General features: G+C 57.6%; 26 protein-coding genes. 19 read left to right on the top strand and 7 right to left on the bottom strand.

All coding sequences use genetic code 11. The annotated features are described in order from the left end of the window. Nucleotides 1–3: 3 nt before the first annotated feature. The 12 genes from rpsE to bfr all read left to right on the top strand — a co-directional run bounded on the left by rpsE (nt 4) and on the right by bfr (nt 7,905). Nucleotides 4–504, top strand: a complete 501-nt coding sequence (rpsE, locus tag AC1UK9_RS25230) for a 30S ribosomal protein S5 (protein WP_003186035.1) — start codon at nt 4–6, stop codon at nt 502–504. 2 nt (nt 505–506) lie between these two features. After that, a complete protein-coding gene (gene rpmD, locus AC1UK9_RS25225; RefSeq protein ID WP_003176408.1) occupies nt 507–683 on the top strand; it encodes a 50S ribosomal protein L30 in 177 nt (58 codons plus the stop codon). 3 nt (nt 684–686) lie between these two features. Beyond that, the gene (gene rplO / locus AC1UK9_RS25220; protein WP_003228720.1) at nt 687–1,124 is read left to right on the top strand and encodes a 50S ribosomal protein L15; all 438 of its coding nucleotides are present in this window, start codon (nt 687–689) and stop codon (nt 1,122–1,124) included. Next, nucleotides 1,125–2,453, top strand: a complete 1,329-nt coding sequence (secY, locus tag AC1UK9_RS25215; protein ID WP_003228718.1) for a preprotein translocase subunit SecY — start codon at nt 1,125–1,127, stop codon at nt 2,451–2,453. It begins immediately after the preceding gene. Between the two features lie 27 nt (nt 2,454–2,480). Then, a complete protein-coding gene (gene rpmJ / locus AC1UK9_RS25210; protein ID WP_002555468.1) occupies nt 2,481–2,597 on the top strand; it encodes a 50S ribosomal protein L36 in 117 nt (38 codons plus the stop codon). 130 nt (nt 2,598–2,727) lie between these two features. Next, the gene (gene rpsM / locus AC1UK9_RS25205) at nt 2,728–3,084 is read left to right on the top strand and encodes a 30S ribosomal protein S13 (RefSeq protein WP_008374135.1); all 357 of its coding nucleotides are present in this window, start codon (nt 2,728–2,730) and stop codon (nt 3,082–3,084) included. Nucleotides 3,085–3,114: 30 nt separating this feature from the next. Beyond that, complete coding sequence (gene rpsK, locus AC1UK9_RS25200; RefSeq protein WP_002555466.1) at nt 3,115–3,504, top strand: 30S ribosomal protein S11; 390 nt, start codon at nt 3,115–3,117, stop codon at nt 3,502–3,504. Between the two features lie 18 nt (nt 3,505–3,522). Beyond that, nucleotides 3,523–4,143 carry a 30S ribosomal protein S4 gene (gene rpsD, locus AC1UK9_RS25195; protein WP_003176404.1) on the top strand — a complete coding sequence of 207 codons (621 nt, stop codon included), beginning with the start codon at nt 3,523–3,525 and terminating at the stop codon, nt 4,141–4,143. Nucleotides 4,144–4,165: 22 nt separating this feature from the next. After that, entirely contained in the window at nt 4,166–5,167 is a 1,002-nt protein-coding gene (locus tag AC1UK9_RS25190) for a DNA-directed RNA polymerase subunit alpha (protein WP_003186012.1), read from the top strand. A 42-nt stretch (nt 5,168–5,209) separates the two neighbouring features. Further along, a complete protein-coding gene (gene rplQ, locus AC1UK9_RS25185) occupies nt 5,210–5,596 on the top strand; it encodes a 50S ribosomal protein L17 (protein ID WP_003176402.1) in 387 nt (128 codons plus the stop codon). Between the two features lie 239 nt (nt 5,597–5,835). Then, complete coding sequence (locus AC1UK9_RS25180; RefSeq protein WP_482578702.1) at nt 5,836–7,290, top strand: catalase; 1,455 nt, start codon at nt 5,836–5,838, stop codon at nt 7,288–7,290. Nucleotides 7,291–7,440: 150 nt separating this feature from the next. Beyond that, entirely contained in the window at nt 7,441–7,905 is a 465-nt protein-coding gene (bfr, locus tag AC1UK9_RS25175) for a bacterioferritin (protein WP_025109504.1), read from the top strand. Nucleotides 7,906–7,969: 64 nt separating this feature from the next. Here the strand turns inward: bfr and uvrA are convergent, their stop codons facing one another. After that, nucleotides 7,970–10,804, bottom strand: coding sequence for an excinuclease ABC subunit UvrA (uvrA, locus tag AC1UK9_RS25170; protein ID WP_025109505.1), 2,835 nt, complete (start codon nt 10,802–10,804; stop codon nt 7,970–7,972). Between the two features lie 190 nt (nt 10,805–10,994). Between uvrA and AC1UK9_RS25165 the strand changes: the two genes are divergently transcribed. Together AC1UK9_RS25165 and AC1UK9_RS25160 are read left to right on the top strand one after the other, a co-directional pair. After that, nucleotides 10,995–12,392 carry an MFS transporter gene (locus AC1UK9_RS25165; RefSeq protein WP_025109506.1) on the top strand — a complete coding sequence of 466 codons (1,398 nt, stop codon included), beginning with the start codon at nt 10,995–10,997 and terminating at the stop codon, nt 12,390–12,392. 9 nt (nt 12,393–12,401) lie between these two features. Beyond that, the gene (locus tag AC1UK9_RS25160) at nt 12,402–12,920 is read left to right on the top strand and encodes a single-stranded DNA-binding protein (protein ID WP_003228709.1); all 519 of its coding nucleotides are present in this window, start codon (nt 12,402–12,404) and stop codon (nt 12,918–12,920) included. A gap of 200 nt (nt 12,921–13,120) precedes the next feature. Here the strand turns inward: AC1UK9_RS25160 and AC1UK9_RS25155 are convergent, their stop codons facing one another. From AC1UK9_RS25155 to AC1UK9_RS25130, 6 genes are all read right to left on the bottom strand, one after another. Further along, entirely contained in the window at nt 13,121–14,278 is a 1,158-nt protein-coding gene (locus AC1UK9_RS25155; protein ID WP_482578701.1) for a glutathionylspermidine synthase family protein, read from the bottom strand. Between the two features lie 2 nt (nt 14,279–14,280). Continuing rightward, nucleotides 14,281–14,964, bottom strand: coding sequence for a DUF1190 domain-containing protein (locus tag AC1UK9_RS25150; RefSeq protein WP_025109508.1), 684 nt, complete (start codon nt 14,962–14,964; stop codon nt 14,281–14,283). Nucleotides 14,965–14,981: 17 nt separating this feature from the next. After that, complete coding sequence (locus tag AC1UK9_RS25145; protein ID WP_025109509.1) at nt 14,982–15,407, bottom strand: DUF350 domain-containing protein; 426 nt, start codon at nt 15,405–15,407, stop codon at nt 14,982–14,984. A gap of 14 nt (nt 15,408–15,421) precedes the next feature. Next, entirely contained in the window at nt 15,422–16,069 is a 648-nt protein-coding gene (locus AC1UK9_RS25140) for a DUF2491 family protein (protein WP_482578700.1), read from the bottom strand. Nucleotides 16,070–16,278: 209 nt separating this feature from the next. Then, nucleotides 16,279–16,977, bottom strand: coding sequence for a PspA/IM30 family protein (locus AC1UK9_RS25135; protein ID WP_025109511.1), 699 nt, complete (start codon nt 16,975–16,977; stop codon nt 16,279–16,281). A 17-nt stretch (nt 16,978–16,994) separates the two neighbouring features. Then, nucleotides 16,995–17,663, bottom strand: coding sequence for a YjfI family protein (locus AC1UK9_RS25130; RefSeq protein ID WP_025109512.1), 669 nt, complete (start codon nt 17,661–17,663; stop codon nt 16,995–16,997). Nucleotides 17,664–18,235: 572 nt separating this feature from the next. On the opposite strand from AC1UK9_RS25130, the gene AC1UK9_RS25125 reads away from it, so the two are divergent. From AC1UK9_RS25125 to AC1UK9_RS25105, 5 genes are all read left to right on the top strand, one after another. Then, a complete protein-coding gene (locus tag AC1UK9_RS25125) occupies nt 18,236–19,369 on the top strand; it encodes a HesA/MoeB/ThiF family protein (protein WP_482578699.1) in 1,134 nt (377 codons plus the stop codon). After that, nucleotides 19,370–20,563 carry an MFS transporter gene (locus AC1UK9_RS25120; RefSeq protein WP_482578698.1) on the top strand — a complete coding sequence of 398 codons (1,194 nt, stop codon included), beginning with the start codon at nt 19,370–19,372 and terminating at the stop codon, nt 20,561–20,563. A gap of 95 nt (nt 20,564–20,658) precedes the next feature. Next, nucleotides 20,659–21,399 carry an iron-containing redox enzyme family protein gene (locus AC1UK9_RS25115; RefSeq protein WP_482578697.1) on the top strand — a complete coding sequence of 247 codons (741 nt, stop codon included), beginning with the start codon at nt 20,659–20,661 and terminating at the stop codon, nt 21,397–21,399. A gap of 177 nt (nt 21,400–21,576) precedes the next feature. Further along, the gene (locus AC1UK9_RS25110) at nt 21,577–22,686 is read left to right on the top strand and encodes a DUF3182 family protein (RefSeq protein WP_482578696.1); all 1,110 of its coding nucleotides are present in this window, start codon (nt 21,577–21,579) and stop codon (nt 22,684–22,686) included. After that, nucleotides 22,676–23,434 carry an alpha/beta hydrolase family protein gene (locus AC1UK9_RS25105; protein WP_025109516.1) on the top strand — a complete coding sequence of 253 codons (759 nt, stop codon included), beginning with the start codon at nt 22,676–22,678 and terminating at the stop codon, nt 23,432–23,434. The genes AC1UK9_RS25110 and AC1UK9_RS25105 overlap by 11 nt, the downstream gene beginning before the upstream one ends. Nucleotides 23,435–23,456 lie beyond the last annotated feature (22 nt).

The raw sequence follows: 23,456 nt of genomic DNA, 5'->3' as shown, positions 1-23,456 counted from the left end.
GTTATGTCAAATAACGACCAAAAGCGCGACGAAGGCTACATTGAGAAGCTGGTTCAAGTTAACCGCGTAGCCAAAACCGTTAAAGGCGGCCGTATCTTCACTTTCACCGCGTTGACCGTGGTGGGTGATGGTAAAGGGCGTGTTGGCTTCGGCCGTGGCAAGTCGCGTGAAGTGCCTGCTGCGATCCAGAAGGCAATGGAAGCTGCTCGCCGTAACATGATTCAAGTTGACCTGAACGGCACCACTCTGCAGTACGCAATGAAGTCCGCTCACGGCGCTTCGAAGGTGTACATGCAGCCTGCTTCTGAAGGTACCGGTATCATCGCTGGCGGCGCTATGCGTGCTGTCCTCGAAGTTGCTGGCGTTCAGAACGTTCTGGCCAAGTGCTACGGCTCGACTAACCCGGTAAACGTGGTTCACGCCACTTTCAAAGGTTTGAAAGCTATGCAGTCTCCTGAATCCATTGCCGCCAAGCGTGGCAAAAGCGTCAAGGAGATCTTCTGATCATGGCTACCGTTAAAGTAACGCTGATCAAAAGCATGACCGGCCGCATCCCTAACCACAAACTGTGTGTTAAGGGTCTGGGTCTGCGTCGCATCGGTCACACTGTAGAAGTCCAGGATACTCCCGAGAATCGCGGGATGATCAACAAGGCCTACTACATGCTGCGTGTCGAGGGTTAATCGATGAAACTCAATGATCTGAGTCCAGCGCCGGGTTCCCGTCGCGAAAAGCATCGTCCGGGCCGTGGTATCGGTAGCGGTTTGGGTAAGACTGGTGGCCGTGGCCACAAAGGTCAAACCTCCCGTTCCGGTGGCACCATTGCTCCAGGCTTTGAAGGCGGTCAACAGCCGCTGCACCGTCGCCTGCCGAAGTTCGGTTTCGTTTCCCTGAAAGCCATGGATCGCGCAGAAGTGCGTCTGTCCGAGCTGGCTAAAGTGGAAGGCGATATCGTCACTGTGCAGTCCCTGAAAGATGCCAACGTGATCAACGTCAACGTACAGCGTGTGAAAATCATGCTGTCCGGTGAAGTGACTCGCGCTGTCACTATCGGCAAGGGAATCGGCGCCACCAAAGGTGCGCGTGCGGCTATCGAAGCAGCTGGCGGCAAGTTCGAGGAATAAATGGCTAAGCAAGGTGCTCTCTCTGCGCTCGGCAAAGGCGGTATGTCTGAACTCTGGGCTCGTCTGCGTTTTCTGTTCCTGGCGATTATCGTCTACCGAATAGGCGCACACATCCCGGTTCCAGGTATCAACCCGGACCGACTCGCAGACCTGTTTCGACAGAATGAGGGGACCATTCTTAGCTTGTTCAACATGTTCTCCGGCGGCGCGCTGGAACGGATGAGCATCTTTGCACTGGGGATCATGCCGTACATTTCGGCATCGATCATCATGCAACTGATGACCGCCGTCAGCCCGCAGCTGGAGCAGTTGAAGAAGGAAGGTGAAGCTGGCCGTCGCAAGATCAGCCAGTACACCCGCTACGGCACCGTCGTTCTCGCTCTCGTTCAGGCCATTGGCATGTCCATTGGTCTGGCGGGGCAGGGCGTTGCGTTCACTGGTGACTTTGGCTTCCATTTCGTCGCGGTATCCACGTTTGTGGCTGGTGCGATGTTCATGATGTGGCTGGGTGAGCAGATTACTGAGCGTGGTGTAGGCAACGGTATCTCGATGTTGATTTTTTCGGGTATCGTCGCCGGTCTTCCGAGAGCAATCGGGCAGTCTTTCGAGTCTGCGCGTCAGGGTGATATCAATATTTTCGCCCTGGTTGCCATCGGTTTGCTGGCAGTAGCGATTATCGGTTTTGTGGTGTTCATTGAGCGTGGTCAGCGTCGTATCGCCGTTCACTACGCCAAGCGTCAGCAGGGCCGCAAGGTTTTTGCTGCGCAGACAAGCCACTTGCCGCTGAAGGTGAACATGGCCGGTGTTATTCCGGCTATTTTCGCGAGCAGCATTTTGCTGTTCCCGGCTTCGTTGGGTGCCTGGTTTGGTCAGTCTGAAGGTATGGGCTGGTTGCAGGACATCTCGCAGTCGATCGCTCCTGGTCAGCCGTTGAATATTCTGCTGTTTAGTGCAGGGATTATTTTCTTCTGCTTCTTCTATACGGCGTTGATGTTCAATCCGAAAGACGTAGCGGAAAACCTGAAGAAGTCCGGTGCCTTTATTCCGGGCATCCGTCCAGGTGAGCAGTCTGCGCGCTACATTGATGGCGTTCTGACTCGCTTGACCATGTTCGGTGCTCTTTACATGACGGCCGTGTGCCTGTTGCCCCAGTTCCTGGTGGTTGCAGCAAACGTTCCGTTCTACCTTGGCGGGACCTCGTTGCTGATCGTGGTCGTGGTTGTGATGGACTTCATGTCCCAAGTACAATCGCACCTCGTTTCGCACCAGTACGAATCCCTGATGAAGAAAGCCAACCTGAAGGGTTACGGCAGCGGCATGTTGCGCTGAGTACCCATAAGGTTCGAGGAGTTGGTGATGAAAGTTCGTGCATCGGTGAAAAAGCTGTGCCGTAACTGCAAGATTATTCGCCGCGAAGGTGTTGTTCGAGTAATTTGCAGCGCGGAACCGCGTCACAAACAGCGCCAAGGCTGAGTGTGATTGTGCTTCAAGCCCGGCAGCTAGTGCGCTGCCGGGTTGATTATTTGTTATTACAGCGATATTATCTCGCGCCCTATTTCTTGGCTTCCGGGGCGTAGGTAGCTGTCAATTGGAGTCCCACTGAATGGCCCGTATTGCAGGCGTTAACATTCCAGATAACAAGCATACTGTTATCTCGCTGACCTACATCTATGGTGTCGGTCGCACTACTGCGCAGAAAATCTGTGCAGATACTGGGGTAAACCCAGCAGCAAAGATCAAAGATCTGAGCGACGAGCAAATTGAACAGCTGCGTGGCGAAGTGGCGAAGTTCACCACTGAAGGTGACCTGCGTCGCGAAATCAACATGAAAATCAAGCGCTTGATGGACCTCGGTTGCTATCGCGGTCTGCGTCATCGTCGCGGTCTTCCAGTACGCGGTCAGCGTACCAAGACCAACGCGCGTACCCGTAAAGGTCCGCGTAAGCCGATCCGCAAGTAATCGCCCCAGCGAATCGACAGGAATTTAATCATGGCAAAACCTGCTGCTCGTCCTCGTAAAAAAGTTAAAAAGACAGTGGTTGATGGCATCGCCCACATCCATGCTTCTTTTAACAACACCATCGTGACCATTACCGACCGTCAAGGTAACGCTCTTTCCTGGGCTACCTCCGGTGGTTCGGGTTTCCGCGGTTCCCGCAAGTCCACCCCGTTCGCTGCTCAAGTAGCTGCTGAACGTGCTGGTCAAGCTGCGCTGGAATACGGCCTGAAAAACCTCGACGTTAACGTCAAAGGTCCAGGTCCGGGTCGTGAATCCGCAGTCCGCGCTTTGAACGGCTGTGGCTACAAGATCGCCAGCATCACCGACGTGACGCCAATCCCGCACAACGGGTGCCGTCCGCCGAAGAAGCGCCGCGTGTAATCCAGGAGATTGTAAAGAATGGCTCGTTACATTGGTCCAAAATGCAAACTCGCTCGTCGCGAAGGCACCGATCTCTTCCTGAAGAGCGGCGTGCGCGCGATCGAATCGAAGTGCAACATTGAAGCAGCACCTGGTATCCACGGCCAACGCCGCGGTCGCCAGTCCGATTACGGCACCCAACTGCGTGAAAAGCAGAAGGTCCGTCGTATCTACGGCGTTCTCGAGCGTCAGTTCAGCGGCTACTACAAAGAAGCTGCTGGCAAGAAAGGTGCAACCGGTGAAAACCTGCTGCAACTGCTCGAATGCCGTCTGGACAACGTTGTATACCGTATGGGCTTTGGTTCGACTCGTGCCGAATCCCGTCAGCTGGTATCGCACAAGTCGATCAGCGTTAACGGTCAGACCGTAAACGTTCCGTCGTATCAGGTTCGTGCTGGTGACGTGGTTGCAGTTCGCGAGAAAGCAAAAAACCAACTTCGCATTGTCCAAGCTCTCGATCTGTGTGCCCAACGTGGCCGCGTAGAATGGGTAGAAGTAGACACTGAGAAGAAGTCGGGCGTTTTCAAGAACGTTCCTGCTCGCAGTGATCTGTCCGCCGACATCAACGAAAGCCTGATTGTCGAGCTCTACTCCAAGTAAGGGCTAGAAAATAGGTGCATCCATGCAGATTTCGGTAAATGAGTTCCTGACACCCCGCCATATTGATGTGCAGGTTGTCAGTCCAACCCGCGCCAAGATCACTCTCGAGCCTCTCGAGCGTGGTTTTGGCCACACCCTGGGCAACGCGCTGCGCCGCATCCTGTTGTCCTCAATGCCCGGCTGCGCAGTAGTCGAGGCCGAGATTGACGGTGTGCTCCACGAGTACAGCGCCATCGAAGGTGTACAGGAAGACGTAATTGAAATCCTGTTGAACCTTAAAGGTCTGGCCATCAAGCTGCACGGTCGTGACGAAGTTACGCTGACCTTGTCGAAGAAGGGTTCGGGGGTGGTTACCGCTGCCGATATTCAGCTGGATCATGATGTCGAGATCGTTAATCCCGATCACGTAATCGCTAACCTGGCGTCTAACGGCGCCCTGAACATGAAGCTCACCGTAGCTCGTGGTCGTGGTTATGAACCAGCCGACTCGCGTCAGAGCGATGAAGACGAAAGCCGCAGCATCGGTCGCTTGCAGCTCGATTCTTCGTTCAGCCCGGTTCGCCGTATCGCATACGTGGTGGAAAACGCCCGTGTCGAGCAGCGTACCAACCTGGACAAGCTGGTTATTGATCTGGAAACCAACGGTACCCTGGATCCTGAAGAGGCTATCCGCCGCGCTGCAACCATCCTGCAACAGCAGTTGGCTGCGTTCGTCGATCTCAAAGGTGACAGTGAGCCAGTGGTTGTCGAGCAGGAAGACGAGATCGATCCGATCCTGCTTCGCCCGGTTGACGATCTGGAACTGACTGTACGTTCGGCTAACTGCCTTAAGGCGGAAAACATCTACTACATCGGCGACCTGATTCAGCGCACCGAAGTAGAGCTGTTGAAGACTCCGAACCTGGGCAAGAAATCCTTGACTGAAATCAAGGACGTTCTGGCCTCCCGCGGTCTGTCCCTCGGCATGCGCCTCGACAACTGGCCGCCTGCAAGTCTTAAGAAGGACGACAAGGCGACTGCCTGATCGTCGTAATCACCGAACGTAGTGTTTGGTAAGGAATGAACCATGCGTCATCGTAAAAGTGGGCGTCACCTGAGCCGCACCAGCTCGCACCGCAAGGCCATGTTCCAGAACATGGCGGTGTCGCTGTTCGAGCACGAGCTGATCAAAACTACTCTGCCAAAAGCCAAAGAACTGCGCCGCGTTGCCGAGCCGCTGATCACTCTGGCCAAGACAGACAGCCTGGCTAACCGCCGTCTGGCTTTCGACCGTACTCGTTCGAAAGCTATCGTTGGTAAGCTCTTCAACGACCTGGGCAAGCGTTACGCTACCCGTGAGGGTGGCTACCTGCGCATCCTCAAGTGCGGTTTCCGCGCTGGCGACAACGCGCCTATGGCGTACGTCGAGTTGGTTGATCGTGCTACTGCTGGCGAAGCTGTATCCGCCGAGTAAGACGTCAGTCTGCAACGAAAAACCGGGCCTAGTGCCCGGTTTTTTGTGTCCGCAATAAATGCACGGTTCGTACAAGCTTCTGACATTGTTCTGTTGTCATTATGTGATGGGATTTGTTGTTAGTAATTTTCTATCGATGCTTGAAGGTTAATGAATTTGTGGCTGTCACATCGATGATCAATACTTCCCAGCAAGCCGATTAGCCGGCAGTTTCAAGACTGACAGAGGAAGAAGACCGTATGAGCCAGATCAAAACGCTTACGACCGCCAGTGGCGCACCTGTCGCTGATAACCAGAATTCTCGCTCCGCCGGCCCTCGTGGCCCGCTGCTGCTCGACGATTTCCATTTGATCGAGAAGCTTGCCCACTTCAACCGTGAAAATATTCCTGAGCGTCGCGTGCACGCCAAAGGCTCGGGTGCTTACGGCACGTTCACCGTGACTCGCGACATCACTGAATACACCAGCGCCAAGCTGTTCGAGGCTGTCGGCAAGCAAACCCCGACATTCCTGCGGTTCTCCACTGTAGGTGGCGAGCGTGGTTCGGCTGACACCGAGCGTGATCCGCGCGGTTTCGCCCTGAAGTTCTACACCGAGGAAGGTAATTGGGACATCGTTGGTAACAACACGCCAGTGTTCTTCATTCGAGACCCGCTGAAGTTTCCCGACTTTATCCATACTCAGAAACGTTTGCCGCAGAGCAACCTGAAAAGCGCCCAGATGATGTGGGACTTCTGGTCGCATTCGCCTGAAGCGCTGCACCAGGTGACCATTCTGTTTTCGGATCGCGGCATTCCTGATGGTTACCGTCACATGCACGGCTTCGGCAGCCACACCTACAGCCTGATCAGCGCCAAAGGCGAGCGTCACTGGGTGAAGTGGCATTACAAGACCCAACAAGGGATCAAGAACCTTGCGCCGGCTGATGCTGCGCGTCTGGCGGGCACCGACCCGGATTACGCTCAGCGTGACCTGTTCGAGGCCATCGAGCGTGGTGACTTCCCGAAATGGCGTGTGTGCATTCAGATCATGACCGAGGCGCAGGCTGCAGCTCACTACGAGAACCCGTTCGACGTGACCAAGACCTGGTCGCAGAAAGAGTTCCCGTTGATCGAAGTCGGTGAGTTGGAGTTGAACCGCAACCCGCTGAATTACTTCGCCGAAGTCGAGCAAGCAGCATTTGGCCCAAGCAACATGGTGCCGGGTGTTGGTCTGTCGCCGGACCGCATGCTCCAGGGTCGTGTGTTCGCCTACGCCGATGCGCACCGCTACCGTGTTGGCACCAATCACCAGCAACTGCCGGTGAATGCCCCGCGCAGCCCGGTGAACACCTACCAGCGCGACGGCTCGATGGCCTTTGGCAGCAACGGTGGCGCAGCACCCAACTATGAACCGAACAGCTACATCGAGTCGCCGAAGCAGGCGCCGCACTACGCCGAGCCTGCTTTGGCTTTGAGCGGACCGGCCGACCGGTACGATCATCGCGAAGACACTGACTACTACAGCCACGCGGGCGCGCTGTTCCGTTTGATGAGCGAGGAGCAGAAAGCCTTGCTGGTCAGTAATATCGCGGGCGCCATGAGCGGTGTTTCACCTGATGTGGTTGACCGTCAGTTACAGCATTTCTTCAAGGCCGATCCGGCGTATGGAGAAGCAATCGCAAAGCTGCTCAACGTACAGCTTAACGAAGTCTAAACGAGAAGCAGAACCGCCCTCATTAGGGCGGTTTTTGCGTTATTTAGGCCGATTTTCTCAGAATATCTTCGCTTTTATTGCGCGAAACGGGGTGACCTTCCGGTCGGCTTGGTTCAAACTACAGACTTTCAAGCAGGGAGATGTAGGGCGATGCAAGGCCACCCAGACGTTATCGATTACCTCAACACGTTGCTGACCGGCGAACTGGCCGCGCGTGACCAATATTTTGTGCACTCGCGGATGTATGAGGACTGGGGTTTCACCAAGCTCTACGAACGAATCAACCACGAGATGGAAGAAGAGGCCGGTCACGCAGACGCTCTGATGCGCCGGATCCTGATGCTCGAAGGCACCCCGCGCATGCGCCCGGATGATCTCGACGTCGGCACCACCGTGCCAGAGATGCTCGAGGCTGATCTGCGTCTTGAGTACAAAGTCCGCGCAGCGCTGTGCAAAGGCATTGAGTTGTGCGAGCAGCACAAAGACTACGTCAGTCGCGAAATCCTGCGTATTCAGCTCAACGACACCGAAGAAGATCACACTTATTGGCTTGAAAAGCAGTTGGGCCTGATCAAACTCATCGGTCTCGAAAATTACCTGCAATCTCACACCTGATTGCACAGACACAAAAAAGCCCCTGTCACCGCTGAGGTGACAGGGGCTTTTTCATGCCCGGCGGTTAAGCGCGGTCGCGAATCAACAGCGGCTTGAGGTAATGCCCGGTGTGAGACTGCTTCATCTCGGCCACTTCCTCCGGCGTACCGGTGGCGATGATCTGCCCACCTTTGGAGCCGCCTTCTGGTCCGAGATCCACCAGCCAGTCGGCAGTCTTGATCACGTCCAGGTTGTGTTCGATCACCACCACCGTGTTGCCATGGTCGCGAAGGCGGTGCAGCACGTCGAGCAATTGCTGGATATCCGCGAAGTGCAGGCCGGTGGTCGGCTCATCGAGGATGTACAGGGTCTTGCCGGTGTCGCGCTTGGACAACTCGCGTGACAGCTTGACCCGCTGCGCCTCGCCGCCGGACAGCGTGGTGGCTGACTGGCCGAGTTTGATGTATGACAGACCCACGTCCATCAATGTCTGCAGCTTGCGCGCCAGCGCGGGCACCGCATCGAAGAACTCCCGGGCTTCCTCGATGGTCATTTCGAGGGTTTCGTGGATGCTCTTGCCCTTGTACTTGATTTCAAGGGTCTCGCGGTTGTAGCGCTTGCTCTTGCACACGTCACACGGCACATAGATGTCCGGCAGGAAGTGCATTTCGACTTTGATCAGGCCGTCACCCTGACACGCCTCGCAGCGCCCGCCCTTGACGTTGAACGAGAAACGTCCCGGGCCGTAACCACGAGAGCGCGACTCGGGAACGCCGGCAAACAGTTCGCGGATAGGAGTGAACAGCCCGGTGTAAGTTGCCGGATTGGAGCGCGGCGTGCGGCCGATCGGGCTCTGGTCGATGTCGACGACTTTATCGAGATGCTCAAGGCCTTTGATGCTGTCGTGTGCAGCCGCTTCAAGCGTGGTCGCACCATTGAGGGCGGTAGCGCTCAAAGGGAACAGCGTGTTGTTGATCAGCGTCGATTTGCCCGAACCGGACACACCGGTCACGCAGGTCAGCAGCCCGATCGGAATTTCCAGATCGACATTGCGCAGGTTGTTGCCGCGCGCGCCCTTGAGCGACAAGGTCAGCTTTTTATTGCGCGGTGTGCGTTTGGCGGGCACCTCTATCTTCACGCGGCCCGACAGGTATTTGCCGGTCAGGGAATCCGGGTGTGCCATGACTTCGGCAGGGGTGCCCTCGGCAACGATCTGCCCGCCATGCACGCCAGCCCCCGGCCCGATATCCACCACATAATCAGCCAGACGAATCGCATCTTCGTCGTGCTCGACCACGATCACGGTGTTGCCGATATCGCGCAGGTGCTTGAGGGTGCCGAGCAGCCGGTCGTTATCGCGCTGGTGCAGGCCGATAGACGGTTCGTCAAGGATGTACAGAACTCCGACCAGGCCTGCGCCGATTTGACTGGCCAGACGAATCCGCTGCGCCTCGCCACCGGACAGAGTGTCAGCGCTGCGATCCAGGGACAGATAGTCGAGACCGACGTTGACCAGGAACTGCAGGCGTTCGCGGATTTCCTTGAGGATCTTGTCGGCGATCTCGCCGCGACGGCCGGTCATCTTCAGCTCGCCGAAGTACTCGCAGGCATCGCCGATAGGCAGGTTGGTCACCGCCGGCAGGGTTTTCTCGCCCACCCAAACGTGTCGCGCTTCACGGCGCAACCGGGTGCCACGGCAGTCCGGGCAAGCCTGGGTGCTGAGGAATTTGGCCAGTTCTTCACGCACGCTGGCCGATTCGGTTTCGCGGTAGCGGCGCTCAAGGTTTGGCACGATGCCTTCGAACGGGTGCGAGCGTTTGACGATATCGCCACGGTCGTTCAGGTACTTGAAGTCAACGTTCTGCGAGCCGCTGCCATGCAGAATGTACTTCTGCTGATCGGCCGGCAGTTCGTTGAACGGCTTCTCCAGGCTGAAGCCGTAATGCGCGGCCAGTGAGCCGAGCATCTGGAAGTAATAGACGTTGCGCCTGTCCCAGCCACGAATCGCGCCTTCGGCCAGGGTCAGTTCGCCGTTGACCAGGCGCTTGATATCGAAGAACTGCTTCACGCCCAGGCCATCGCAAGTCGGGCAGGCGCCGGCCGGGTTGTTGAAGGAGAACAGCTTCGGTTCCAGCTCGCTGATGGCGTGGCCGCAGATCGGGCAGGCGAAGCGCGCAGAGAAGATCATCTCTTCGCCCGGCTCATCGTCCATCGGTGCGACCAGCGCAATGCCATCCGCCAGTTTCAGTGCGGTCTCGAACGACTCGGCCAGGCGTTGCTGCAGGTCGGCGCGGACCTTGAAACGGTCGACGATGACATCGATCGAGTGCTTCTTCTGCTTGTCCAGTTTCGGCAGCTCGTCGAGCTCACAGATGCGGCCGTTGACCCGTGCACGGACGAAGCCTTGGGCGCGCAGTTCTTCGAACACCGACAAGTGCTCGCCCTTGCGCTCGCGGATCACCGGCGCCAGCAGCATCAGTTTGCTGCCCTCCGGCTGAGCCAGCACCAGGTCGACCATCTGGCTGACGGTCTGCGCCTCCAGCGGAATGTCGTGATCCGGGCAGCGTGGCGTACCGACGCGTGCGTAAAGCAGGCGCAGGTAGTCGTAGATTTCAGTGATGGTGCCAACCGTGGAGCGCGGGTTGTGCGAGGTTGACTTCTGTTCGATGGAAATCGCCGGCGACAAACCTTCGATGGTGTCGACGTCGGGTTTTTCCATCATCGACAGGAACTGTCGGGCGTAGGCCGACAGGGATTCGACATAGCGGCGCTGACCTTCGGCGTACAGCGTGTCGAAGGCCAGGGACGACTTGCCGGATCCGGACAGGCCGGTGATGACGATCAGTTTGTCCCGTGGCAGGGTCAGGTCGATGTTCTTCAGGTTGTGGGTACGGGCCCCACGTATCAGGATCTTGTCCAAAGTGGCCTCGCTTGGCGGGCGTCGAAAACGTAGGAGTATACGGCCAAATACTGGATGGATGCACACTATCAAACGAAGGGTTTTTACCTTACATGAAGAGAGTTTCATCTATACGCGTCATAGCGTCGCGATATACCCCGTCTTTCGATGGGACTGGTAGAATCGCCGCCGGTTCACACGAGGTTTTTCCATGCACGATCCCCACAGCGAACGCATGAGTGGCAGCGAGACCCGCGCGGCGAGCGGTCTGGCCCTGGTGTTCGCCTTCCGTATGCTTGGCATGTTCATGGTGTTGCCGGTATTGGCGACCTACGGCATGGATCTGGCGGGAGCGACTCCGGCCCTGATCGGCCTGGCCATCGGCGCCTACGGCCTGACCCAGGCGATTTTTCAGATTCCGTTCGGGATTATTTCCGACCGCATCGGCCGTCGTCCGGTGATCTATATCGGTCTGATCGTGTTCGCCCTCGGCAGTGTGCTGGCCTCTCAGGCCGATTCGATCTGGGGCGTGATCGCCGGCCGTATCCTGCAAGGCGCCGGGGCGATTTCCGCTGCGGTCATGGCATTGCTTTCCGACCTGACCCGCGAACAGCATCGCACCAAGGCCATGGCCATGATCGGCATGACCATCGGCCTGTCGTTCGCCGTGGCGATGGTCGTCGGTCCGCTGTTGACCCGTGCATTCGGTCTGTCCGGACTGTTTCTCGCCACAGGCGGCATGGCACTGGTCGGCATCCTGATCATCATGTTCATGGTGCCGAAATCAACCGGGCCATTGCAGCATCGTGAGTCCGGCGTGGCGCGTCAGGCCTTGATGCCGACGCTCAAGCACCCGGACCTGTTGCGTCTGGATCTGGGCATCTTTGTGTTACATGCCATGTTGATGTCGAGCTTCGTTGCCTTGCCGCTGGCATTGGTGGAAAAAGCCGGGTTGCCCAAAGAGCAGCACTGGTGGGTCTACCTGACCGCGCTACTGATTTCTTTCTTCGCCATGATCCCGTTCATCATCTACGGCGAGAAGAAACGCAAAATGAAACGAATTTTGCTCGGCGCCGTCCTGACGCTGATGCTCACTGAGCTATTCTTCTGGCAGTTCGGTGACAGCTTGCGGGCGCTGGTGATCGGCACGGTGGTGTTCTTCACCGCGTTCAATCTGCTGGAGGCTTCGTTGCCGTCGCTGATCAGCAAGGTTTCACCGGCAGGCGGGAAGGGCACGGCGATGGGCGTGTATTCCACCAGCCAGTTCCTCGGTTCGGCGCTCGGCGGGATACTCGGCGGCTGGCTGTTTCAGCATGGCGGTCTGTCGGTTGTGTTCCTCGGATGTGCCGGTCTGGCTGCCATCTGGCTGGCCTTTGCTGTTACCATGCGCGAACCTCCCTACGTGACGAGCCTGCGCTTGCCGTTGTCGCCCGAGGCGATCCGCGAAGCGGGTCTGGTCGAGCGCCTCAAGGCCCTCGTAGGGGTAACAGATGCAGTGATAGTTGCTGATGAAGCGGCTGTTTACATCAAACTGGACAAAGAATTAGTGGATCGCGACACCCTCGAACGCCTGGTGAACAACCCGGCCGAGGCTGCTTGCGAAGCCTAGGAGAACGTTATGGCCCGTGGGGTTAACAAAGTCATATTGGTCGGCACTTGCGGCCAGGATCCCGAAGTTCGCTACCTGCCTAACGGTAACGCCGTGACCAACCTGAGTCTGGCAACCAGCGAACAGTGGACCGACAAGCAAACCGGTCAGAAGGTCGAGAAGACCGAATGGCACCGTGTTTCGATGTTCGGCAAGGTTGCCGAAATCGCCGGCGAATACCTGCGTAAGGGTTCGCAGGTCTACATCGAAGGCAAGCTGCAGACCCGCGAGTGGGAAAAAGACGGTATCAAGCGTTACACCACCGAAATCGTGGTCGACATGCAAGGCACCATGCAACTGCTCGGCGGCCGTCCACAACAGGGCGACCAACAAGGCGGTGGCAACAACTACCAGCAGCAGGCACCGCGTCAGCAGGCTCCACGCCCGCAGCAGTCGGCTCCTCAGCAGCGTTCGGCCCCGGCTCCACAGCAGGCTGCGCCGCAACCAGCTCCGGATTTCGACAGTTTTGATGATGACATTCCGTTCTGATTCGATGCTGCATCCGCGCTGAATAAAAAAGGCCCGTCGTTCAAAACGACGGGCCTTTTTCATTGCGCAAGGTCCGTGATTACCACCGATCCCCTGTGGGAGCGGGCTTGCTCGCGAAGGCGTCGGGTCAGTCGCCGCACTGGTTGAATGGCAATCCCCTTTCGCGAGCAAGGCCGCTCCCCCAGGAGCCGATGTGTTCCTCAATCGAGGATCAGGTGCGGCAGAAACCGACTCGAATCCTTGGTGATCAGACTGTTGTCTTCGCGCACGCCAATCCCCGCCGCCTGATCGCCGATCACCCATGAGCCGATCAGCGTGTAGCTGTCGTCGAATTTCGGCAATGGCGCAAATTCCTGCAGGATGAACGGCGCATCGGTGTAAGGGCCGTCCTCTTTGACGATCAGGCCTTGCGCCGTTTGCAGTTCGATGTTGGCGCCTTCGCGGGAGAAGTACGGTTTGCGTACCCAGCCCCTAGGCACGGCGTTGGCCGGGTTCGGATCAAGATGCGCCGCGAGCAGATTTGGATGGCCCTTGTGCAGCTCCCACAGTAGCGGCAGTGCGCCTTTGTTCGACAGGATCGACTTCCACGCCGGTTCAAAAAACTGTGTATCGCACTCGGCAATCGCCGCGCCGAACGGTTCGTGGAAGATGAACTCCCAGGCGTGCAGCTTGAACAGGTGCGGAATCCAGCGATCCTCGAGGTCGACGAAACGACCATCGGCGGTCAGACCGATGTCTTCAATGTCGATGTGCCGGGATTCAATGCCGACTTTTTCCGCGATCAGCCGCAGGTAGTCGGTGGTGCCCTTGTCCTCGACCGAGTCTTTCATCGAGGCAAAGTAGAACGGCCGCTTGAGCTGCAATTCGGCGAACGCCTGATGCAGCTTGCTATCGATGCTGTTGAACTGGTCGGCATGGCGCGGCAGCATTCCGCGCTCGATGCATTGTTCCAGCCAGCCCCACTGAAACGCGGAGGCTTCATAAAGGCTGGTCGGCGTGTCGTAGTTGAGTTCCAGCAGCTTGGCAGGGCCGTTGCCGCTGTAGGAAAAGTCCATGCGTCCGTACAGATGCGGATGACCTTCCAGCCAGGACGTGCGAATCATGTCGTAGTACGAGGCCGGGATGCTCAGGCGATCCAGCAATTCTTCGCTGTTCACCACGCGGTCGACCAGGTCCATGCACATCTCGTGCAGTTCGGTGGTCGGGTCCTCCAGATCGTTTTCGATCTGCGCGAGCGTGAACTGGTAGTAGGCGCTTTCGTCCCAGTACGGCTCGTCGTCGATGGTGTGGAACAGAAAGCCGAGGCCTTCGGCAGTCTGTTTCCAGTCGGGGCGCTCGGCGCAGTGGATCTTCTTCATGGTCAGCTGCTCGAACGTCCGGAACTGCTGCCCCAGCCACCCCAACCGCTGCGGGCGGAGGACTGGCTGCCGAAGCCGCCACGGGAGGTCGACGAGGCGACGTTCACCGGTTTGCTTTTGCTGCTCTCGTAGTCCGGTTGACTGCGCGGTGCCGATTCGATTTTGCGGTACTGCGTCGAGGTGTTGTAGGTCTGACGCGTGTCGCGATCGCGGTAAACGGTGCGGTTGGCGTTGTTGCTCATCGCATTGCCGATCAGCCAGCCTGTGAGCCAGCCGTTGCCGCCACCGGATGAGTGGGAAGTGCTTTGCGCGTTCTGCGCGGCGGCCGCTTCCCCGGCAGGCATCTGCGCGTTGGCGATCGCATTCAGATCCTGCGGCGCCTCGCCGTTCTGCGGCACCTTGAAACCGCCGAGCTTGGGCACGAAGCGGCCGTCGGAGTTTTTCTGGCACCAGTCGGCGGCGAAGTCCGCGTCGCACTTGGCCTTGTCGTCGTAGGCCGGCGCAATGCGTCGGTGCTCGGTCAATGCCGCGACATAGGCGTTGGAGCAGACATCGGCGGCCACTTCGGCGCCGACGCACTGCTCGACCGTTTGAAATCGTTGCTGATCCTGCGCGGCAACCTCGCCGGAAATCGCCAGCGCCACCGAAGCGGCGAGGGACAGTTGAACGTACTTGCTGCGTTTCATCGAAGGCTTCCTGCCGATCAGTTGGACGGGGTCATGCACGCGGCGTTGAGCATGCCGACGCTGATGGCCACTGCGGCCACGTAGATACCCGAGGCGATTTCACCGTTGGCGATGCGTCTGGATGTGCCCTTGAGCACCAGGCCGGTGGCGAGGAACGCCAGCAGTTGCACGACGGCAGCGATTACCGCCCACAGCACGAAGTCGAGGACATTGACCGAAAACGCGATGACATTGCTGGCTGGAATCGCAAAACCGATGATCGCGCCGGACAGGGCGATGGCGGCGGCGATGTTGCCGGAGCGGATCAGCTCGAACTCTTTGTGTGGCGTGATACGGGTGTAGACGAACTGAAACAGCATGAACAGCAGCACGGCGCCGATCAGGTAGACGACGAAGCCGACCAGCGCGGTCTTGTTCAGGGAAACGGCCAGCACTTCCAGCATGGAAAACTTCCTTTTTAAATGGTGCTCAGATCAGTCGTGTACAGCGAAATGCCCAGCGAGGTGCTCAGGCTGACGGTGCCTTCCTCGTCCTGTTCGACGGAGAACAGCAGCAATTCGCGGCGATCGGTCAGGCCGGTCTCGCGCGCGTAAAGCATGGAGTGGTGTTCGATGGTGTAGCTTTCGTCCGGGTTGACCACGTGTTCGGTCAGCGGCACCAGTTCGGTCTGGCCCAGCTCGGTGCCCCATTCGCGGCTGTACTTGACGCCCTCGTGGGTGTAGGTCGGCAGGCCGATCGGGCTGTCGGGGCCGGCGAGGCGCTGCAGCTCGGCGTCACTGTTGACGGTCACGTAGCTGAGGTAATTGAACAGCGTGACCGACTCGATCTGGTCGTCACCGGTGACGTGGATCTGCAGCCAGAAGTCCTCGTTGTTGAGGTAGTAGCGATGCAGCTTGTTGGATTGGCCGAGGTCGATCCAGCCGGCGCTCCAGATCGCCTCAGCTGCCGGAACCTGCACCGAGGTGCTGCCATCGAGCAGCAAGGCCAGGGTCGAATCGAACCGCACGCCTTTGCCTTGTGCCATTCCGAGTGGGCCGCCGGCTACTGGAGCGGGCGCGGCAGTCTGCCAGTTGCTGGAGCCCAGCAAGTCTTTGAACCATCCCATGGGTACATTCCTTGAGGCGGGTGGAGGTGTTCGTCATAAAAAGCGCCGCTAGTGTACCGGGCCGGGCGACGAACTAGCAGAGTGATTTGCACAGCACAAACCCTGTGGGAGCGGGCTTGCTCGCGAATACAATGTGTCAGTCGGCAAATTATTCGCTGACACACCGTATTCGCGAGCAAGCCCGCTCCCACAGGTTTTTTATCGCGTTGTTACTGAGCGGATTTTTGTTTCAGGCGCTCAAGAATCGCATTGGCGCTGCCTTCGTTCGGCGTGATGCCGGCGTCGCGCAGTTTGCGTTCCAGGTCGTTGCCGGTCGAAGCGTCGGCCAGCTCATCGGCGGCGCTCAGCTCGGCGGCGCGTTGCTGCTGCTTGGCTTGCAGACGGTTCAGGGTACCGACGGCAGTTTCCAGTTTGCCGTTGGCGCCGCCGCTGGCGATGGACGCGCTGACTTGCGCCTTCTGCACGCTGTCGCGGGCCTTGGCCATGTCCACCTGCTGACGCAGGCTCTTGATCCGCGACTCGGCCTTGCTGATGTCTTTGCGCATGTTTTCGGCGTAGGTGCCGAACTCATCGCTCTGGGCCTTTTCAGCGGTCAGGTCGTTGGTCAGGGTCGAAATCGCTTCCGCCACTTCCATTGCCAGGTCTTCGCGGCCGGCGTTCAGTGCGGAAACAGCCTTGGCTTCCAGGTCCTTGATCTTGGCGTCGTACTCGCTCACGCGGTCAGCGGCCAGTTTGTGCTTGGCCATGATGGTGACCAGTTCGCGACGGGCGTTGGACAGCGCGGTGTCGGCGTCGCGGATTTCCTGATCGAGGATGCGCAGGGCCTGTTGGTCGACGATCGCTTCGCCGACTTCATTGGCTCCGCCGCGCAGTGCGGTGAACAACTTGCTCCAGATGGACTGAGTCATTGGATATTCCCTGTTGATTACTTGAAGAAGTGTTCGAAGGCTTCACTCGCGCGCTGCACGTTGTCGACCAGGGTTTTCACCTCGGTGACGACGTTGGTCAGGCTCGAGTCGGCGCTGAGGGCGCCAAACATGTTGTAGACGGTCTGCCCGTTCGGCATCGACTCGATACCGATCGACGACAGCGGGAACATTTCCCGGCTGCGCAGCACGGCGTCGTTGAAGGCGCGCACGTCAGTGATCGAGTCGATGTCCACCAGCACGGTGTCGACGATGATCTGTGCACCGGCCACGGCGATGTGAATCGGCAGACCGCCGAATTCGTTCATTTCCAGCTTGATGCTGGGTTCGGAGCTCTGGATCAGAGACAGTGTGATCTCGTGCGAAGCCACCTCGTCCAGTGCCTTGAGGGCGTTGAAGAGGCTATCGATGTTCCAGTTGTTGCCTGCGCTCATGTAATTCTCCGACATGAATGAGCCAGCCAGAATCGGTTGGCGTAGCTGTTGCTCCATTAGCTTGAGCAAGCTTCGGTTTTCCGGAAGCACCCAAGTTTCGTGTTTCACATAACCGGCGGCAGCCAGGCCCGCGCGCATCTGCTTCATATAGAAGCTCGACGGCTTTTTCGCGGACGGTTTCGAGCGCTCTCCCTTTGGGCTCTCTGACGCAACAGTGGGGGAGCGACTTTTCATGGCAATGACTCCGTTATGAACATCTCACGCGTGAGCCACACTACAACCAATTCAAAGTGCCATCAATGGCTCACGCGTGAGATTTTTTTCGATGCGTCGAAAGTGCCTCTGCCTAACCGTGGGCGTGAGTGTGCTTGCCATGAGGAATACGTCGCCTGGTTGTATCTGAAGTTTTGTATCAGATTGTCGACGTTTTTTTGATGTTTAGTATCAGCGCTTTCTTGTTTAAAGTTTAAGGGTGGTTCCTACACTGTATTTTCTTGTTTCTGTAAGAGCTAACTACTGAATGGTGTAGGAGTGTGGGTGTGTATTTTGTTTGAGTAACATTAAGAAATAACGCGGATTCGCAACTCTCGGAAACTTATTCTAGGTTTTGTGTGTGCACACCTTCACCCCGGTGGAGAGTTGGTTCGACCACTGGCCCTTTAACTTTTTTGAGGAAATCATTATGACTTTCGAAAAAGCATCTTCCGCTGGCGATTCTCAGATCGGCTGAACTAGCCAATAAGAGCTGGGGCCTTATGGCCCTGGTTCTTTATGACCTTGTTATTAATTGTCTTTGAGGCTGATATATGAAGCTTTGTCTGAAGCCGACCATTATTCCGTTCAAACTTGAAGGCCAGGTTGTTCTGCGGTTCAACGGGCAATACGCAAAAATTCCCGACCCCCACGGTGCTGTCTGGGAATTCGCTACTGCATTGGATGGCCGCGCGCCATTGGAAGCGTTGATCACTCTGGTGGCAGGCCGTTATCCCGCGGTGGATCAGGAGGATCTGCGCAGCGTTGCGCAGGATTTGATCAGATACCGACTGGTCGAGAGTCCTGATGCTTTCGAGACGACTTCTCTTTCGGACCACGATCGCAACAGATTTTCCCGCAACATCGATTTTTTCGGGTCGATGGCGGCGGTGGGGGAGAACAAGTTTTCCTCTCAGGAGAAACTGCGCGCGGCCAGGGTTTGCGTACTGGGTTGCGGCGGACTCGGCACCCATATCCTGTTCGATCTGGTAGCGCTGGGTGTGCATCACCTGACGATCCTTGATTTTGACAAGATCGAGTTGAGTAACCTGAATCGACAGATCCTTTACAAGGAGAGCGACATCGGGATGCCGAAGGTCGAGACCGCCAGGCGTCGGTTGCTCGAGTTCAACAGTCACCTCGACATCACCGCCCACGAGACTCGCCTCGAATCAGCTCAGGATGTCGCCAAAGTCGTAAGTGGCCACGATATTGTGATTTGCGTTGCCGACAAACCCGCGAACTATATGGCCGACTGGCTGAACGAGGCCTGTGTTCAGGAGGGCGTGCCCTTCATATCAGGCGGGCTCGATGTGCGACGGTCGGTTTTCTATTCGGTAGTACCTGGCAGCTCGGGCTGCGGTGCTTGCTGGCTGACGTCGGCACGCAACAAAAGCGCCCTTGTGAACAGTATCTCGACCATGGCCAAGCAGCACGACATAACCTACCAGTACCCAGGCCCGGCACTGGTGACCCTGGTGGCCGTCACCGCGGGCATGATGGTGAGCGAAACTGTAAAGATCCTCACCGGTTGCCAGTCGCCACAATTGACCAACAAGCTCAAGGAATTCACCTTCGACGATCTGGATGTCGGCATTGCGGAAGTCTGGCAGCAGAACCCGGAATGCATGGTGTGCGGGCATCTCGCGAATTCGCAGCGGCTACCCATGCAGACGGAGACCGTCTAGATGTTCAAGCTGCTGGCATCCTATGTCATCACGTCTGTTTGCTCATGGGCCATTGCATTTCTTGTCCCGCTTTACGTCTATGAGCAGACAGGCTCCCCTGTCTGGACATCGCTGGCCTTTTTCGCCGCGATGGCGCCCTACATACTGGTCACGCCGTTTGCGGGTGTATGGAGTGATCGCTACAGCAAGCGGCGATTTCTGATCGGTGGCGATCTGGTCAACATTGTCATCGGCTGCCTGATGTACGTCGCCGTGGGCACCTTGTCCGGGGACGCCTTGACCATCACGCTGTTGTTGCTGAGCTTTATGCTGGCAAGCGTTGGCGCAACCCATCACCCTGTATTCCAGAGCATCGCACCTGCGCTGGTCGAGGGGCGACAACTTCACCGGTTCAATGCGATCGTCAACGCCAGTGACAACATCATTCGCATCGTTGCGCCGATCAGCGTGGCTGCGGTGTTGGCCTTCAGCACCAAGGAGCAAATTCTCGTTGTCAGCATTGCCGGCTTTGCGTTCTCTCTGCCGCTTTGCTATTGGCTAAAGGAGCAGGGCAAACCTCAGCCCGCCACAACCCGTGTCTTCACTGAAATCAAAGCCGGCCTGCTCTATGTCCTTCGGCATCGAGAACTGTGTTCACTGGTTTTGCTGTTCTTTTTCTGCAACTTCGGTTTTGCTCTGATCGGTGCCAGTCTGATCTATGTCTTCACCACGCTCCTGGCTGTGCCGTTGAGCGATGTCGGCTATTACTACGGGCTCATTGGCGCAGGTGCCGTTGCCGGATCAGCTACAGGTGCAGTTCTTGTGAAGCGCTATCCGGCTGGCGTTCTCATCCGGCGCAGTTGCCTGTTGGCAGGGATATTCACGTTGACCGCAGCGTTGGCCAGCGACCCCTGGACACTCGCAGCACTCTGGGCGCTGTCTACCTGCTGCCAATCCGTGGTGGTCATCGCTTTTTTCACCTATCGCCAGCAAGTGGTTCCGCGAGCGATTCTGGGGCGAACCGTCGGGGTGACTCGGCTCATCGCCTACCTGGCGATTCCGCCCGCGAGTGTGCTCAGTGGATGGCTGTTACTCCATTTCTCCAGCAGTGCGCTCATTCTTGCCGCCGGTGGTCTGTGCATTATCTTCGCCTCTCTGTGTGCTTATTGTCTGGCCAGGTATGAGCGACAAGTTGTTTGCAGCGATGCGCAATGAGTAAAACGTTGCAGGCAGGACTTAAGTTCTTGGAGCTGCTCATTAATTAAAACGGTCTGGTCATTGGATGGCTGGGGACAGTTAAAAGGAATTTTATGGTGGAAAGAGATAACAGGTTATATGGCGATGATGTAGTGAGTGCTGTTCGAGCGGCCACTGGCGGTTCCAGATGGGATAAGTGGCTGGACGCTGATGTGTTAAATAGGTTAGTTCATCATGATCTGTTGGTGGCGATGGAGAGTGGCCAAGTTTCTCTGAGCGGCATGCGCTATTTTCTGGTGCAGCATCATTATTATTCTAGAAACTTCACCCGCTTTCTCTGCGCGATCATCAATCGCCTTGAGTCCCTCGACGATATCAAGCTTTTAATGGAAAACCTGCAGGAGGAAATGGGGATCGATGGTAACGATAAGCTCACCCATGCCGATCTGTTTCAACGATCACTAAGGATTCTTGGCACCCACCCCATGGCGGAGCCGCCTTTATCCCAGACCGTTGATTTTACCCATTCGATCATGACGTTCTGCCGCAGTGAAAATCCGGTTGAGGGCCTTTCGGCACTATGCCTGGGGGCTGAAGCCGTAGTGCCATTGATCTACAAACCGATTCTGGCGGCGCTGAAGAGACTGAATATCGGCGAGGAAGGTCTGGAGTTCTTTCGACTGCACATCGAAGAAGATGAGGGTCACGCAGTCACCATGCTGGAGATTCTGGGGCGAATGACTCGGCAGGTTCCTGAAGCAAAGGTGATTGCGATACAAACCGGGCGTCAAGCGATCAACAAGCGATGCGTCATGTTTGACGCCATCTGGAAGGAGGTCCGTGAGCAGCGCTAGGCCCGGCGATCATGCAAATTGCCGGGGATTGCCGGGCGGTCGTGCAGATTGAAACAGGCCCTGTGCCATCAGCGTTGGCGCAAGCGCTTGATTCATTGCGCATTCTCGTTACGCGGTGATTGGCCTGATCTCTGCAGTTCTAACGACTACATTCATCGAGTCGCTGAAGGGGGACGCATGACCCCGATGCCGAGCAAAAAAATGGTAGTCGCCCATTCGGTTCGTACCGGGGCGCCGCAACATGAGATGCAGACCAACAAGGCGCTGGCCCGCTGGCTGGCGCACATTCTCGGGCTCAATTTTGGGGGCAGCTACGACCCGGAAAAACACCGCGGTCGTGACCTTTACTGGCTGCCGACGCAAACCCTTGTCGGTGCCAGACAGGCACAGGCCTTGGGCATCAAAAGCGCGGACGACTTGTGGGGTGGATTCGTCGAACACGATTTCATCTGCACCAAAGCCATCAGCCATGGCTTGCGCAGCCATCTGGCCTGCGCGCCTCAAGGCTGGGCGCCGCTGTTCTCCGAACGCGTACGTGACGTGGTGCTCGATGGCCTGACCGTGTTCGCCCTGGAAGACGCGCGGCCTGCTGCCGAGCATTTGCTGTACAGCGGGCCGATCCGTCTGAAGCCGATTCACGCCTGTGCCGGTCGCGGCCAGGAAGTTATCAACAGCCTCGACGCGTTCGATGAAGTGCTCGCCCGTACGGAGGCAGCCCGGTTGTTTCGCGACGGTGTAGTGCTGGAGCAGGACCTGAGCAAGGTCTTCACCCACAGCGTCGGCCAGTCATTCATCGGCGGCAAGGTGTTGAGCTACTGCGGTGATCAATACTTGACCAAGGACGCTCACGGCGAAGACGTCTACGGCGGCTCGAATCTGCTGGTGGTGCAGGGCGGTTATGCAGAGCTGCTGGCGCTGGCGTTGCCGGACGAAGTCCGTCTGGCCATCAAGCAGGCGCAGATTTTCGACCGGGCGGCAGATGAGGCCTATCCGGATTTCTACGCCTCACGGCGCAACTACGACATAGCCCAGGGCCTGGACAGCAATGGCAAACCCCGCAGCGGTGTGCTCGAACAATCCTGGCGCATGGGCGGCGCCAGCAGCGCGGAACTCGCGGCGCTGCAAAGCTTCGTCAACGATCCGCAGATGCCGGCGATCCGTGTGTCGACGGTGGAAACCTACAGCGATCGAACCTTGCCGGCAGACGCCATCGAAATCTATCGCGGGCCGGCCGAGAACAGCGACTTTCTCCTCAAATACGTAACGGTCAAACCCTATGACGGCTAGAAGCGAAAGCATTCAAATCGACATTGATGACGAACAGATGAGCGGGACGTTTCTCAGTCCCAAATCGAAAGTGCCTGGCGTGTTGTTTGTGCACGGTTGGGGCGGTAGCCAGGAGCGCGACCTTGAGCGCGCCAAGGGCATCGCCGGTCTTGGCTGCGTATGCCTGACCTTCGACCTGCGTGGGCACACCGGTGGTACTGGCATCCCGCTGACCCGGGTGACCCGAGAAGACAACCTGCGCGACCTGCTTGCCGCTTACGATCGCTTGCTGGCGCACCCGGCGCTCGACACCTCGGCGATTGCGGTGGTCGGCACCAGTTATGGCGGTTATCTCGCCTCGATCCTCACTTCATTGCGCCCGGTGCGCTGGCTGGCGCTGCGGGTGCCGGCGCTGTATCGCGACGAGCAATGGCACACGCCCAAGCGTGATCTGGACAAGGCGGATTTGCGTGATTATCGGGCGACGTTGGTGCGTGCCGACAGTAACCGTGCGCTGCATGCCTGCTCGCAATTCACCGGGGATGTGTTGCTGGTGGAATCGGAAACCGATGATTACGTGCCCCACACGGCGATCATGAGCTATCGCGCGGCGTGTCAGCAGACGCATTCGTTGACGCACCGGATCATTGACGGCGCTGACCATGCCTTGAGCGAGCCGGTTTCGCAGCAGGCCTACACCTCGATTCTGGTGGACTGGATTACCGAGATGGTGGTCGGTGAGCGGTTGAGCATTATTCAGTCCTCATGATCGGCGGTGTCCTCTGGGGCGC

It is taken from the genome of Pseudomonas sp. AK-TSAG1-1 (assembly GCF_056821665.1).
This window is presented reverse-complemented; position numbering and strand designations above follow the sequence as displayed.